The organism is Thermoactinomyces sp. FSL K6-2592, from assembly GCF_038006465.1.
Classification (GTDB): domain Bacteria; phylum Bacillota; class Bacilli; order Thermoactinomycetales; family Thermoactinomycetaceae; genus Thermoactinomyces; species Thermoactinomyces vulgaris.
On record NZ_JBBOVH010000001.1, the window covers coordinates 682,817 to 697,264 of the forward strand.

General features: G+C 49.6%; 8 protein-coding genes, 8 tRNA genes and 3 rRNA genes. 16 read left to right on the forward strand and 3 right to left on the reverse strand.

The genetic code is table 11. The features are described from left to right. The first annotated feature begins 45 nt into the window (after nt 1-45). The 8 genes from NYE37_RS03555 (at nt 46) to NYE37_RS03590 (ending at nt 5,747) form a co-directional block, all read left to right on the forward strand. A 16S ribosomal RNA gene (locus tag NYE37_RS03555) occupies nt 46-1,594 on the forward strand. A 92-nt stretch (nt 1,595-1,686) separates the two neighbouring features. Then, nucleotides 1,687-1,762: transfer RNA gene (locus NYE37_RS03560), tRNA-Ala, on the forward strand. 260 nt (nt 1,763-2,022) lie between these two features. After that, nucleotides 2,023-4,958 (forward strand): 23S ribosomal RNA (locus NYE37_RS03565). A 64-nt stretch (nt 4,959-5,022) separates the two neighbouring features. Further along, nucleotides 5,023-5,137: ribosomal RNA gene (rrf, locus tag NYE37_RS03570) — 5S ribosomal RNA — on the forward strand. The 16S, 23S and 5S rRNA genes sit together here with 5 tRNA genes alongside, the layout of an rRNA operon. A 276-nt stretch (nt 5,138-5,413) precedes the next feature. Beyond that, nucleotides 5,414-5,506 (forward strand) — tRNA-Ser (locus NYE37_RS03575). Nucleotides 5,507-5,514: 8 nt separating this feature from the next. Next, nucleotides 5,515-5,590 (forward strand) — tRNA-Phe (locus NYE37_RS03580). A 3-nt stretch (nt 5,591-5,593) separates the two neighbouring features. Then, nucleotides 5,594-5,669: transfer RNA gene (locus NYE37_RS03585), tRNA-Thr, on the forward strand. Nucleotides 5,670-5,673: 4 nt separating this feature from the next. Beyond that, nucleotides 5,674-5,747 (forward strand) — tRNA-Trp (locus NYE37_RS03590). A gap of 3 nt (nt 5,748-5,750) precedes the next feature. Here NYE37_RS03590 and NYE37_RS03595 read toward each other — a convergent pair. Next, complete coding sequence (locus NYE37_RS03595; RefSeq protein ID WP_165489731.1) at nt 5,751-6,173, reverse strand: YugN family protein; 423 nt, start codon at nt 6,171-6,173, stop codon at nt 5,751-5,753. 57 nt (nt 6,174-6,230) lie between these two features. Here NYE37_RS03595 and NYE37_RS03600 point away from each other — a divergent pair. The 3 genes from NYE37_RS03600 to NYE37_RS03610 all read left to right on the forward strand — a co-directional run bounded on the left by NYE37_RS03600 (nt 6,231) and on the right by NYE37_RS03610 (nt 6,485). Beyond that, nucleotides 6,231-6,304: transfer RNA gene (locus tag NYE37_RS03600), tRNA-Cys, on the forward strand. 6 nt (nt 6,305-6,310) lie between these two features. Further along, nucleotides 6,311-6,399, forward strand: a tRNA-Leu gene (locus tag NYE37_RS03605). Nucleotides 6,400-6,408: 9 nt separating this feature from the next. Beyond that, nucleotides 6,409-6,485 (forward strand) — tRNA-Arg (locus NYE37_RS03610). A 27-nt stretch (nt 6,486-6,512) separates the two neighbouring features. On the opposite strand, the gene NYE37_RS03615 is transcribed toward NYE37_RS03610, so the two are convergent. After that, a complete protein-coding gene (locus NYE37_RS03615) occupies nt 6,513-7,436 on the reverse strand; it encodes a hypothetical protein (RefSeq protein ID WP_340711772.1) in 924 nt (307 codons plus the stop codon). A gap of 193 nt (nt 7,437-7,629) precedes the next feature. Continuing rightward, complete coding sequence (gene mnmA / locus NYE37_RS03620) at nt 7,630-8,715, reverse strand: tRNA 2-thiouridine(34) synthase MnmA (RefSeq protein ID WP_037995903.1); 1,086 nt, start codon at nt 8,713-8,715, stop codon at nt 7,630-7,632. Nucleotides 8,716-8,829: 114 nt separating this feature from the next. Between mnmA and NYE37_RS03625 the strand changes: the two genes are divergently transcribed. The 5 genes from NYE37_RS03625 (at nt 8,830) to NYE37_RS03645 (ending at nt 14,267) form a co-directional block, all read left to right on the forward strand. After that, nucleotides 8,830-10,188 carry a TrkH family potassium uptake protein gene (locus NYE37_RS03625; protein ID WP_037995927.1) on the forward strand — a complete coding sequence of 453 codons (1,359 nt, stop codon included), beginning with the start codon at nt 8,830-8,832 and terminating at the stop codon, nt 10,186-10,188. Between the two features lie 145 nt (nt 10,189-10,333). Then, nucleotides 10,334-11,881, forward strand: coding sequence for a vWA domain-containing protein (locus NYE37_RS03630; RefSeq protein WP_037995901.1), 1,548 nt, complete (start codon nt 10,334-10,336; stop codon nt 11,879-11,881). A gap of 16 nt (nt 11,882-11,897) precedes the next feature. Further along, a complete protein-coding gene (locus tag NYE37_RS03635; RefSeq protein WP_037995898.1) occupies nt 11,898-12,230 on the forward strand; it encodes a hypothetical protein in 333 nt (110 codons plus the stop codon). A 428-nt stretch (nt 12,231-12,658) separates the two neighbouring features. Continuing rightward, complete coding sequence (locus NYE37_RS03640; protein WP_037995896.1) at nt 12,659-13,279, forward strand: DUF47 domain-containing protein; 621 nt, start codon at nt 12,659-12,661, stop codon at nt 13,277-13,279. After that, entirely contained in the window at nt 13,272-14,267 is a 996-nt protein-coding gene (locus NYE37_RS03645; RefSeq protein WP_049720516.1) for an inorganic phosphate transporter, read from the forward strand. Before NYE37_RS03640 ends, NYE37_RS03645 begins: the two co-directional genes overlap by 8 nt. Nucleotides 14,268-14,448: the final 181 nt, after the last annotated feature.

Here is a 14,448-nt window from a genome sequence, read left to right on the forward strand (position 1 = left end):
GAGTGAAGACATGACTCGTTAATTCTTGAGAGTTCACATCAAACTTTTTTGGAGAGTTTGATCCTGGCTCAGGATGAACGCTGGCGGCGTGCCTAATACATGCAAGTCGAGCGGGAGAATCATCCTTCGGGATGAGGATCCAGCGGCGAACGGGTGAGTAACACGTGGGCAACCTGCCCGCAAGACCGGGATAACTCCGGGAAACCGGGGCTAATACCGGATAGTCCTTTTCCCCGCATGGGGAAAAGGGGAAAGGCGGCTTCGGCTGTCACTTGCGGATGGGCCCGCGGCGCATTAGCTGGTTGGTGAGGTAACGGCTCACCAAGGCGACGATGCGTAGCCGACCTGAGAGGGTGATCGGCCACACTGGGACTGAGACACGGCCCAGACTCCTACGGGAGGCAGCAGTAGGGAATTTTCCGCAATGGGCGAAAGCCTGACGGAGCAACGCCGCGTGAGTGAGGACGGCCTTCGGGTTGTAAAACTCTGTTCTTGAGGAAGAATTCCTTCCAGGCGAACAGCCTGGAAGGTTGACGGTACTCAAGGAGAAAGCCCCGGCTAACTACGTGCCAGCAGCCGCGGTAATACGTAGGGGGCGAGCGTTATCCGGAATTATTGGGCGTAAAGCGCGCGCAGGCGGCTGATTAAGTCAGGTGTGAAAGGCTGCGGCTCAACCGCAGAGCGGCACCTGAAACTGGTCAGCTTGAGTGCAGGAGAGGGGAGCGGAATTCCCGGTGTAGCGGTGGAATGCGTAGAGATCGGGAGGAACACCAGTGGCGAAGGCGGCTCTCTGGCCTGTAACTGACGCTGAGGCGCGAAAGCGTGGGGAGCAAACAGGATTAGATACCCTGGTAGTCCACGCCGTAAACGATGAGTGCTAGGTGTTGGGGGGCTACGCCCCTCAGTGCCGAAGGTAACCCATTAAGCACTCCGCCTGGGGAGTACGGCCGCAAGGCTGAAACTCAAAGGAATTGACGGGGGCCCGCACAAGCGGTGGAGCATGTGGTTTAATTCGAAGCAACGCGAAGAACCTTACCAGGGCTTGACATCCCGCTGACCCCTCCAGAGATGGAGGTTTCCTTCGGGACAGCGGTGACAGGTGGTGCATGGTTGTCGTCAGCTCGTGTCGTGAGATGTTGGGTTCAGTCCCGCAACGAGCGCAACCCTTGTCGTTAGTTGCCAGCATTTCGGATGGGCACTCTAACGAGACAGCCGGTGAAAGCCGGAGGAAGGTGGGGATGACGTCAAATCATCATGCCCCTTATGTCCTGGGCTACACACGTGCTACAATGGCTGGTACAAAGGGCAGCGAACCCGCGAGGGGGAGCCAATCCCAAAAAGCCAGTCTCAGTTCGGATCGCAGGCTGCAACTCGCCTGCGTGAAGCCGGAATCGCTAGTAATCGCGGATCAGCATGCCGCGGTGAATACGTTCCCGGGCCTTGTACACACCGCCCGTCACACCACGAGAGTTTGCAACACCCGAAGTCGGTGAGGCAACCTTTTAGGAGCCAGCCGCCGAAGGTGGGGCAGATGATTGGGGTGAAGTCGTAACAAGGTATCCCTACCGGAAGGTGGGGATGGATCACCTCCTTTCTAAGGAGCTCATTTCGAGCAAAAACGTTTCTTCTTTCAAAGAGTCATGTCTCGCACTCTTTGGTTTTGAAGGAATAATTCCTTCAAACTGTGGGGCTATAGCTCAGCTGGGAGAGCACCTGCCTTGCAAGCAGGGGGTCAGCGGTTCGAATCCGCTTAGCTCCACCAAGATAAAGAGCTGTTCACAAGCGAATGGTTCTTTTCTTTTGAAAAAAACATCTACAAAAAGGGTTGCATTTTTCTTGCGGCCGTGATATATTATTCCTTGTCGCCGCAAAAGGCGGTGGACAAAAGGAAAAAGAACGCACCTTGAAAATGAGATATGGAAGAAGCAAGACGAGGTTGAAGAGGCTCGTTTGACGAGAATCTTCACACGTCGCTTGTCAAGTTGCAATCACCGGGAGAAGTAATCTCCAAGAGAGCCAGTAGGGTAAGCTACTAAGGGCACACGGTGGATGCCTTGGCGCCAGGAGCCGATGAAGGACGGGACGAACACCGATATGCCCCGGGGAGCTGTAAGTGAGCGTTGATCCGGGGATGTCCGAATGGGGGAACCCGCCAGCTTGAAGAGCTGGCACCGCCATCTGAATCCATAGGATGGACGGGGGCACACCAGGGGAACTGAAACATCTTAGTACCCTGAGGAAGAGAAAGCAAACGCGATTCCCTGAGTAGCGGCGAGCGAAACGGGAACAGCCCAAACCGGTTGGCTTTGCCAACCGGGGTTGTAGGACGTCTCACACGGAGTTACAAAGGTGACGGATAGATGAAGTGGTTCTGGAAAGACCCGCCAAAGAAGGTAACAGCCCTGTAATCGAAATCGGTCACCCTCCGAGACGGATCCTGAGTACCGCGGGACACGTGAAACCCCGTGGGAAGCAGGGAGGACCACCTCCCAAGGCTAAATACTCCCTGGCGACCGATAGTGAACCAGTACCGTGAGGGAAAGGTGAAAAGCACCCCGGGAGGGGAGTGAAAGAGAACCTGAAACCGTGTGCTTACAATCAGTCGGAGTCCTTTTAAAGGGATGACGGCGTGCCTTTTGTAGAATGAACCGGCGAGTGACGGTTACGTGCGAGGTTAAGGTGAGAAGCCGGAGCCGCAGCGAAAGCGAGTCTGAACAGGGCGAATGAGTACGTGGCCGTCGACCCGAAACCGGGTGATCTACCCATGTCCAGGGTGAAGTTCCGGTAACACGGAATGGAGGCCCGAACCTGTTGGTGTTGAAAAACCATAGGATGAGGTGTGGGTAGGGGTGAAATGCCAATCGAACCCGGAGATAGCTGGTTCTCCCCGAAATAGCTTTAGGGCTAGCCTCGGAGAGGAGTCGTGGAGGTAGAGCACTGATTGGGCTAGGGGCCCCCACAGGGTTACCGAACTCAGTTAAACTCCGAATGCCACAGACTCGTCCTCCGGGAGTCAGACTACGAGTGCTAAGATCCGTGGTCGAGAGGGAAACAGCCCAGACCGCCAGCTAAGGTCCCAAAGTAACCGTTAAGTGGCAAAGGATGTGGAGTTGCCCAGACAACCAGGATGTTGGCTTAGAAGCAGCCATCATTCAAAGAGTGCGTAATAGCTCACTGGTCAAGTGACTCTGCGCCGAAAATGTAACGGGGCTAAACGGTTCACCGAAGCTGCGGATGTCCTTCGGACATGGTAGGGGAGCGTTCCAAACAGCAGCGAAGCTGCTTCGTGAGAAGCGGTGGAGCGTTTGGAAGTGAGAATGCCGGTATGAGTAGCGAAAAGAAGGGTGAGAATCCCTTCCACCGAAAGCCTAAGGTTTCCTGAGGAAGGTTCGTCCGCTCAGGGTTAGTCGGGACCTAAGCCGAGGCCGAAAGGCGTAGGCGATGGACAACAGGTTGAGATTCCTGTACCACCTTGTTCCGTTGACGACGGGGGGACGCAGGAGGGTAGAGAATCGCGCGACTGGTTGTGCGCGTCCAAGCAGTGAGGCTGAAGAGACAGGCAAATCCGTCTCTTCTTAAGGCCAGGCTGTGATGGCGAGGGAAGTTTCAGTACCGAAGTTCTTGATCTCACACTGCCAAGAAAAGCCTCTAAGGAGGAACAAGGTGCCCGTACCGCAAACCGACACAGGTAGGCGAGGAGAGAATCCTAAGGTGCTCGGGAGAACTCTCGTTAAGGAACTCGGCAAAATGACCCCGTAACTTCGGGAGAAGGGGTGCCCCGTTAGGGTCTTCGGGCCCGAGGGGGCCGCAGTGAAGAGGCCCAGGCGACTGTTTAGCAAAAACACAGGTCTCTGCAAAGCCGCAAGGCGAAGTATAGGGGCTGACGCCTGCCCGGTGCTGGAAGGTTAAGGGGAAGAGTTAGCTCACGCGAAGCTCTGAACCGAAGCCCCAGTAAACGGCGGCCGTAACTATAACGGTCCTAAGGTAGCGAAATTCCTTGTCGGGTAAGTTCCGACCCGCACGAAAGGCGTAACGATCTGGGCGCTGTCTCAACGAGAGACCCGGTGAAATTGTACTACCAGTGAAGATGCTGGTTACCCGCGACAAGACGGAAAGACCCCGTGGAGCTTTACTGCAGCCTGATATTGAATCCGGGTACGGCTTGTACAGGATAGGTGGGAGTCTGCGAAGCCGGAGCGCCAGCTTCGGTGGAGACGCCGGTGGGATACCACTCTGGCCGTATCGGGGTTCTAACTCGCCGCCGTCATCCGGCGGGAGGACCGTGTCAGGTGGGCAGTTTGACTGGGGCGGTCGCCTCCTAAAAGGTAACGGAGGCGCTCCAAGGTTCCCTCAGCGCGGTTGGAAATCGCGCCCTCAGAGTGCAAAGGCAGAAGGGAGCTTGACTGCGAGACCTACAAGTCGAGCAGGGACGAAAGTCGGACTTAGTGATCCGGTGGTTCCGTGTGGATGGGCCATCGCTCAACGGATAAAAGCTACCCCGGGGATAACAGGCTTATCTCCCCCAAGAGTCCACATCGACGGGGAGGTTTGGCACCTCGATGTCGGCTCATCGCATCCTGGGGCTGAAGTAGGTCCCAAGGGTTGGGCTGTTCGCCCATTAAAGCGGTACGCGAGCTGGGTTCAGAACGTCGTGAGACAGTTCGGTCCCTATCTGTCGCGGGCGCAGGAAATTTGAGAGGAGCTGTCCTTAGTACGAGAGGACCGGGATGGACGCACCTCTGGTGTACCAGTTGTTCCGCCAGGAGCACCGCTGGGTAGCCAAGTGCGGAAGGGATAAGCGCTGAAAGCATCTAAGCGCGAAGCCCCCCTCAAGATGAGATTTCCCATTCCCTTCGTGGAAGTAAGACCCCTTGTAGATGACAAGGTAGATCGGTCCGGGGTGTAAGCACAGCAATGTGTTCAGCTGACGGATACGAATCGGTCGAGGGCTTTCCCTACTACTTCTCACGGTTGCATTGCTTCTTCCATCCTCATTTTCAGGGTGTGTCCATAACATCTTTGTCTGGTGACCATAGCGGAGGGGATCCACCCGTTCCCATCCCGAACACGGAAGTTAAGCCCTCCAGCGCCGATGGTACTTGGGGATGACCCCTGGGAGAGTAGGTCGTTGCCAGGCAAACAATCCCCCCTGATTTCAGACAGGGGGAATTGTTTTCAAAAATTATTGCCCTGATCTTACAGTTTTGTTCCTCGTGGCATGTCCTGTTCCTTGGTGGAATGGGTTCAATCTTCTCGCCGGTTTTAAGGTGAGAGGGCAGAGTGGGGAGTTTTCAGAAAAAAACTAAAGTAAATTTTGTCTTGACATGAAGACAGGGGCTGTGTATCATATTATTTGTCAGCACGATAAACAATACGAAATAAGTAAGTAACTTATTTTCGAATGACTTGACACGGAGAGATGTCCGAGTGGTCGAAGGAGCACGATTGGAAATCGTGTAGGCGGGCAAACCCCGCCTCGAGGGTTCGAATCCCTCTCTCTCCGCCATTTTATGAGGCTCGGTAGCTCAGTCGGTAGAGCAGAGGACTGAAAATCCTCGTGTCGGCGGTTCGATTCCGTCCCGAGCCACCACTGGCTGGTGTGGCTCAATTGGTAGAGCAACTGACTTGTAATCAGTAGGTTGGGGGTTCAAGTCCCTCCACCAGCACCATCGTAGGGGCGTAGTTTAATGGTAGAACAGAGGTCTCCAAAACCTCCAGTGTGGGTTCGATTCCTACCGCCCCTGCCATCTTCAACTTACGGTTGCAAGTTTGGCTTCAATGGTTTGAATCACTTTTTCAGCCCGCTGAATCCATTTGTCATCAATGGGTTCATCTGCTGAAGGGACGGGTTTGGAAAATTGATTCACCAAAGAACTGACAAGTCCGGTATCTCCGGATGGGTCATTTTTTGTCAGAAATTCATGTTTGATGATGAAAGGTTTACCGATTTTGACGATGGCGTTGCGTGATTCCAATTCTCCTTTAACCGTGTAAAGGGGAATACGCAAATAGTAACGGTAACCTTGATCAGATTCCCAATCCAAAGGCTTGTCGAGATAGCCGTGGTCGTAATCATAGCCACCACCCAGATGGAAGTCTTCAGGTTCCAGTTGTTCTTGAAGAATTCCGTAGGGAATCTGTAAACCTTCGATTTTTGACGAAATGGTAATCACCATTGTTTCCTCCTTTCAAAGTTATTGTTTGATGATCTGATTTATTTCATTCAACATGGCGGCATAGCCAAGTGGTAAGGCAGAGGTCTGCAAAACCTTTATCCCCGGTTCGAATCCGGGTGCCGCCTCCATGACGTGCGGACGTGGCGGAATTGGCAGACGCGCAAGATTCAGGTTCTTGTGGTCACTTCAGACCGTGGGGGTTCAAGTCCCTTCGTCCGCACCAATTAAATATGTGCCCTTAGCTCAGCTGGATAGAGCGTCTGACTACGGATCAGAAGGTCGGGAGTTCGAATCTTCCAGGGCACGCCATCAAAAAAGCAGCTAATTCAATTTGAATTAGCTGCTTTTTTGATGATTCCATTTTGTTTTTGTTTTTAAAAAGAACGGCTCTTTCTTCACAGGTTGGGTCTTTATTTTGCTGTGTAGATGCTTGTCTTTCATTTTGAAAAGCAAGGCCTGCTTTTGAAACCGTTTGAAGTCTTGTTTGGGTTTTTCTTTGGTTGAAACGGTCTGCTTGTTTTGGCTCCGTCGATGGCTTTCTTGTTTTTTCACATCAGATGAATCAGATTGGTTGAGCCGCTTGGATTGTTTGTCATCTTCATCCTTGTGATGGGGGTTTAAATGAATCCATTTGAGATCGTTGTTTGTTTCTGGTTTTTTAATGATTGATTTTGTGCAGTCTTTGGACGGTTCAGGCTTGCAAGGAATCAAGTGGTCAAGGAAACCCGGTTGATTCCATTCAAACTTGGGTGGCGGAAACTTCGGTTTTTGATCGTTGGATGGTACCGGATCATCCTTTTCATAAACCGGCGTTTCTCCAACCGGATCGGCAATGGCCACAATATCCGACAAGTCATGATTTTTTGGTTCCTGTGTCGCCGGATCGTTTTTCGGAGAAGGGTTGGAAGCGGACGGTGCCGGGTCGTTTGGATTGGTGTCAGGCTGAATGGATGTGTTCGCAGTTTCCCCGTTGTTCTCCGTGGTGGCCGGTCGGTCGACATCCGCTGATGCCAGTTGCCTGGATTCGTTGACTGCATGTTCAGAGATATTTGACTTTTTCTTCGAAATCAATGGTTGTTCAAGCTTGGATGCTGTTGGATAAGTTTCTTCCATTCCGATCACATATGCGGAAAAAGTCATGATCAGGCAAGCAATGCCGGCACTGGTAAACACCAGGGCTTTTCGCTTGACTTGTAAGCCGAACTCATCGATGGAAAAATTCTCTTTGTGTTCCGGTTCACCGCGATATGTATTTTTCACGGAAATGAGTCCTCCTTTATGAAAACTCGTTTATATGCTACTCTATTTTCCAGTTTTTGAACAGCCGACCAAAGTTCTATTTTTATATAATATATAAAATGGTTTTTTTGGGTTAAATATAATTATTCAAGCAATTAAAAGGAAAACGGAGGGCGGGGAGATCCCCGTCCCCGGGCTTTTTATGGGAGAAAGGTTAAAAAGTGTGATCGATAATGCCGCCGCCCAGACATTTTTCATCGCGATACATCACGATTGATTGTCCGGGGGTTACCGCGCGTTGCGGCTTTTCAAATTCGACGTGCAGGCATCCGTCAGCTTGAGGATGGACAAGCACTTTTTGGTCTTGTTGGCGGTAACGGAATTTGGCTGTGCATTCAAACGGACGGTCCGGCAAATTTCCTTCTCCCAGCCAGTTGACGTCTGTTGCCGACAAACCGTTGGAGTAGAGCGCTTCATGGTCATGCCCTTGGACCACATACAAAATATTGTTCTCCAAATCTTTTTTGGCAACAAACCAAGGCTCGCCGGTTCCGGAACCGCCAATGCCCAATCCTTGGCGTTGACCCAATGTGTAATACATCAGGCCGTGATGCTCGCCGATTTCCCGGCCGTCCAGCGTGCAAATTTTGCCTGGTTGTGCCGGCAAATACTGACTGAGGAATTCACGGAAATTGCGTTCGCCGATAAAACAGATGCCGGTGCTGTCTTTCTTTTTGGCGGTGGCCAGTCCCGCTTTTTCAGCCAGTGCACGCACTTCTTTCTTTTGCATGTGGCCAATCGGGAAGATGGCTTGCATCAATTGTTGTTTCGGAACTGCATATAAAAAGTAAGTCTGGTCTTTATTGGAATCAGCACCGCGAACCAAATATTTGGTGCCATTTTCATCTTTGATTTGTGCATAGTGTCCGGTGGCGATCAAGTCTGCTCCCAGTTGTTTGGCTTTTTTGAGGAAATCGCCAAACTTGATTTCCCGGTTACACATGACATCCGGATTGGGGGTGCGGCCTTTTCGGTATTCGTCCAGGAAATATTGGAACACTTTTTGGTAATATTCTTTCTCGAAGTTTACCGAATAATAAGGGATGCCGATTTGTGCGCACACTCTCCGCACATCTTCATAATCCTCTGTGGCGGTACAATGACCGAATTCATCGGTGTCATCCCAGTTTTTCATAAACAGGCCGATCACTTCATATCCTTGTTCTTTCAGTAACCAGGCTGTAACAGAAGAGTCCACGCCGCCGGACATGCCAACGACAACTCGAGGTTTTCTGGTCATAATGAATCCGTCCCATGCTAAAAATTGATGTATAATGCTATTTTACCCGGTGATCTCATTATAACCAATCCAAAGACATTCAACAAATTTTACAAAAGGAAATGATGTCGTGTGTTGTACAAGAAAAACAAATCATTTCAAAAGAAAAGATTAAATCCGGCTCAAGTGCTTGCCATCGGTTTTGTGGTGGCGATTTTGGCCGGGAGCTTTCTCCTTTCCTTGCCTGTTGCCACCGAAAGCGGACAGCCGCTTCCATGGATTGATGCTTTATTTACGGCAACCTCTGCCGTTTGTGTGACCGGACTGGTGGTGGTGGATACGGCTCAAACGTTCAGCACATTTGGCGAAATGGTGATCCTCCTGCTCATTCAGACCGGCGGACTGGGGATCATGACTCTCACCACTTTGTTTGCCATGATTCTGGGGAGAAAAATCGGCGTGCAGGAGCGGCTGGTCTTGCGGGAAGCATTCAATCAATTGGAATTGCAAGGGGTGGTCAGCCTTGTTTTGAAAGTGTTTCTCATCACCCTGATTGTCGAGGGAACCGGGTTTGTCGCTTTGTGTTTTTGTTTCGTCCCGGATTGGGGGATCAAAAAAGGGTTGTATTATGCGCTTTTTCATGCGGTCTCCGCTTTTAACCAGGGAGGCTTTGACTTGTTTGGAGAGACCCGGGCATTTGCCGGGTTGACAGCTTATGTGCACGATCCGTGGGTCAATCTGATTGTCGGCTTCCTGGTGATTTTGGGTGGCATCGGTTTTATCGTGATCCTGGAGCTGATCCATTATCCAAAAACCAAGCGGCTCAGTTTACATACCAAATTGGTGTTGACCATGACCGGCCTGCTCCTTGGCATCGGAATGCTGGTCATTTTATTTACGGAATGGAACAATCCCCAAACCATGCAATCTTTTTCTTTGAAGGAAAAGCTGTTGGCTTCTTTTTTTCATGCGGTCACTCCCAGGTCCGGAGGATTTCAAACTCTGGACTTAAGCCACATGTATCCGGCGACATTGTTTTTCACCATCCTGCTGATGTTTGTGGGAGCGTCTCCCAGCTCCATCGGGGGAGGAATCAAAACCACCACGCTGGCTGTGATTTTGTTGGCCGTGTGGACCATGATGAGGGGACGTCAGGATGTGGTGGCTTACCGGCGCCGGATTCCCACGAAACATGTGTATAAAGCATTGACGATTACAGTGGCTTCCTTAACACTGGTGATCATCGTCACCATGCTCTTGGCGATCACGGAACAAACCGACATCCTGTCTGCCTTGTTTGAAGCGGTTTCCGCCGTGGGAACCGTGGGGTTGTCCACCGGACTGACCCCCCATTTGAGCGAGATGGGAAAAATTATTCTCATTTTCAGCATGTATGCCGGGCGTCTTGGTCCGATCACTCTGGCGTTGGCCATTGCCCGCGACATTGATCCGCCTCCTTTCCGGTATCCGGAAGAACGCCCTTTGATCGGATAAAATCTTTCCCGAGATTGTCGAATGAAGGCAGGCTGCACCTATTGCGAAATCAAAGTGCATCAAGTAAGCTAAAATCAAATTGGGATGTTTTTCTCTCAGGTTGGATATATATAGATCAATGAAGAGGATAGGATAAGGAGGGCTTATGCGTATCAGCAAAAGTCGAGTCCTGCTGACAGGCTTCCTGTTGTTGACGGTCGGGATGTCAAGTGGTTGCGCGTCAGTGATCCAAAAAATCCAGCAAACCACAGGCAATGAAATCGAGAAAGTGGACAAATTAACGCTTCAACAACAGGAACAAGCCAAAGAAGAGAATCCGGACGAAGAGGAAAAGGATCGAAGCATTCCCAAAAGCCCGGCTCCCCACACCGAGTTGCAGGCGATATTGAATGATGACGGGCAAGGAAGATACGCCGGGAAAAATTATGAGCGGAATGAAGTCATCAACGCTTTGCAGCAAATGCCGAAAGGCTTGTCGGATGACAAAGCTTATGCTTATTTGCTGGGGTTGGTCGGCGAAAATTATAAAGAGGATATCGAAGCGTTTGATGCACTCTCCCATCAAACCTATAAAGCCAAAAGCGAAGCATGGCGCAATGTGAAAGACCGCTGGCTGCAAGCGGAAGAGGCAGCGAAGAAATCGAAGACGGATCCGGAAAACAAAAAAATGAACTATGTGGTTTTACTGGATACGAGCGGGAGCATGGGAGGAAAATTGAAAGAACAACCGAAGATGGATGCGGTGAAAAAATCACTTCAACAATTGGCCAAACGCTTTCCGCAAAATACGGTGGATTTCCAGTTGCGCATTTACGGACATGAAGGGAGTCCGGAGTTGAAGGACCGGGACCGGTCATGCAACAGCACCCAAAAAATTTATGCAGGTTCCCGGTATGACCAAAAACAGTTGGAACAAGCTTTGAGCCGGGTTCAACCGACGGGCTACAATCCCCTGGCCCTGGCATTGTTTAAATCCCAACCGGATATGAAAAAAGGGGCACCCGGTCAGGTGGAAAACCATGTCATTCTGATCACGGACGGTTATGACAACTGTGACGGCAATCCGGAAAAAATGGCACAAGCCCTGCATTTGTCCGACACCGCAGCCAATGTTCATGTGATCGGTTTGGATGTGGAAGCGAAAACCGAACAGCAATTGCGAAACATAGCCGATCAAACCGGTGGGGATTATGCCACCGTCAAAAATGAACAGGAATTGGAAAAGGTATTGTCATCCGAAACGGAACGCTTGAAAGAATCCCGGCAACCGTGGGCGATCCGTGCAATCAATTCGGTGCAAAAAGCCCATCACTATGATGAAGAACGCCTGCAACAATATTATGCCGATATGCAAACCAAAGTGGACCAGGAATCGGATCGTCTGAAAAAAGCCAACCACTTTATCAAAGATGATCAAAAAATCGACCAGCGAACCTTTCAACAAATCCGTTCCTGGATTGAACAAAGAAATGAACAGCTGCAAAACTATGTGAGACAGCGTTTTGATGAGGTGGGCAACAAACTGGATGAAGATTACCGCAAAGAAGTGTCCGGTTTGCTCAAAGATTGGAAAGAAGCCGGAGGGGATCCGGATCAGATCGAGCTGAAAACGGAGCAATTGATCAAAGAGGATTTGCAAGATCAAGTGAAACGCAATATGCAGTTAAATACGGAAGAAAAGCCGCAACCCTAAAAAGGTGAAGGTGAAGATGATGACAAAACCCGCTTTTGAGCTTCGCTATGACCAAGAGTTGGAATTGATGCGGCCGGTTTTGCACGTGGATTATGAAAGTTTGTCCCCGGAGAAGAAGCAGGAATTTGAATGGGCTTGCCAACAAGTGTGTGCCAAAATTCCGGACCGGCTCCAACAACTTGAACAAGCTTATATGGAGCTTTATGAAAAATTGAAGGATACAGAAGATGAAGAGCTCTTTTTTAAAACCAACGAGGAAATGAACGAGCTGTCCAAGAAAATCAGTGAGATCAATTTGCTTTATTTACAAATTGAAGGAACCTATTTGCACAGCAATGTTCATATGTGACGCCTCGCCGGATTGGCTTTGAAGACACCTGCAAAGGGTGTCTTTTTTTATGCATTTATATAATCTTTTCATTTGGGAAATAGATAAAACAGAGTGCATTTCCGTCGTCGGGACAATTTTGCAAGATGGAAAAGAAGATTCTTCCTTTAAGTCAGCTGTTTACTTCTGTGTTAAAATAAATGATTGGATCCGGTCCGTCCCTGAAAAAGCCCGTGGTGCCTGTTGTTCCTTTTCTTCCAATACCGCCAAACCGCATTGGATATCAAGATATGTCGTGTGTTTTTTATTTCCAATGTAAAGTTTTTGTTAAGTTTTTTTAAATCAGAGATAAATAATTGGTTAAGTCTCAGGCTGAGGTATTTCAAAACTTCTTTTTTAAGAATAAGATAATTTTTAGTTAAAAAATGGTTGATTGGGAGGAAACGATTGTGCTCTTTAACCGGTCAAAGGACAAGATTTTTTACCAAACCATGGTGGATGCAACCACCAACATCATCGAGGCCGTACAGCTGTTCCGCGAAAACGTGGAAACCCTGGAAGAAAAGGAACAATATGCGGAAAGATTGAAAGAACTGGAGCATAAGGGGGACGATTACACTCATCTTGTGATCCAGGAACTCAACAAGGCGTTTGTCACTCCTCTTGATCATGAAGACATCTTGAAATTGGTTTATTATCTGGATGATGTTTTGGACGGGATTGAAGCGTGCGCCGCGCGGTTTGTTTATATGCATGTCAACAAAACGACGCCTTACCTGATCCAGTATGGAGAAATCCTGGAAAAATCGGCGCGACAGTTACAGGAAGCATTTGTCGCATTGGAAAAGCGGGATTATGATACCATTCGCCGGATTTCCGTCGAAATCAATTCGTTGGAAAACGAAGGCGACAAATTAATGCGGGAAAGCATCAGTGCGTTGTTTGAAGAGGCGATTGACCCGATTGAATTAATCAAAATGAAAGAGATTTATCAAAAACTGGAAGGCGTCACGGATTCCTTTGAAGATGTGATGGACGTGATGGAAAGTGTGGTAATGAAGTATGCTTGATCCGTTTTGGTTACTGGTTGCGGTTGTGGTATTGGCATTGATATTTGATTTTACAAACGGATGGCATGACACCGCCAACGCGATTGCAACGGTGGTGGGGACACGCACGCTATCCCCGTGGGCAGCCATTCTCATGGCCGCGGGATTAAACTTGGCCGGGGCCTTTTTTTCCACGGCGGTTGCAAAAGCGATCGGAAAGGATATTGTGGATCCGGAAAATGTGACATTGGTTTTGTTGATATCGGCTTTATTGGCAGTGATCATGTGGAATATCATCACCGTGTTGTTGGGACTTCCCACCAGTTCATCCCATGCCTTGATCGGCAGTTTGATCGGGGCGGTGATTGCATATAAAGGTTTTGGCGTTCTTAAAGTTCATGGAATTATTATGATTCTTGTAGCCATGTTGATTTCTCCCGTATTGGGAGCACTTTTCTCGGGAAGTCTGATCAAATTGATTCGGAAACTTTTCCAAACCATGCCCCGCTCCCGGGTGAAACGGATTTTTAAACCGTTGCAGATCGTTTCGTCAGCGTTTATGGCATTCAGCCACGGGGCGTCCGATGCGCAAAAAGCGATGGGGATTGTTGCCATGGCTTTGGTGGCGTACGGTTCATACAGTGAATTGACGGTGCCAAGCTGGGTCAAAGTGGCTGCAGGTTTGTCCATGGGATTGGGAACCGCAATGGGCGGACGAAAAATCATCCATACGATCGGTTCCCGGTTGAGCCGTTTGGAAACGCCGCAAGGTTTTGCCGCTGAGACCGGGTCGGCCATCTTGTTGACGACGGTGGCGAAAATTGGGATTCCGGTCAGTACGACACATACCATCACGGGTTCAATCATTGGCGTCGGTGCGGCTGAACGGGTCCGCAGCGTGCGTTGGAGTGTGGCCGGAAAAATCATTTATGCCTGGGTGCTGACCCTTCCGGGTACGGCTGTGATGGGCTTTCTCTTTTACCACGTCTTAAAATTTTTGGAAGGTTGATGGGACTTGTGGCAACACAAGTCTTTTCTTTTTTATTAAAATATATGAACAGTCTGGAAACGGGGGTGAAGCTTGCTTCATTTACTCTTTTTACCCAAACGTGGTATATTAATTAGAAATAAGTCATGCATCTAATAAATCCCATAAAAAGAGACTTATTCCATTTTAAGGAGAATATTCA

What these genes read in the sequence shown, in the direction of transcription:
- mnmA (WP_037995903.1), bottom strand. Translation starts at nt 8,715, where the DNA reads ATGACCAGAAAACCTCGAGTTGTCGTTGGCATGTCCGGCGGCGTGGAC.
- NYE37_RS03630 (WP_037995901.1), top strand. Translation starts at nt 10,334, where the DNA reads ATGCGTATCAGCAAAAGTCGAGTCCTGCTGACAGGCTTCCTGTTGTTG.
- NYE37_RS03635 (WP_037995898.1), top strand. Translation starts at nt 11,898, where the DNA reads ATGATGACAAAACCCGCTTTTGAGCTTCGCTATGACCAAGAGTTGGAA.
- NYE37_RS03645 (WP_049720516.1), top strand. Translation starts at nt 13,272, where the DNA reads ATGCTTGATCCGTTTTGGTTACTGGTTGCGGTTGTGGTATTGGCATTG.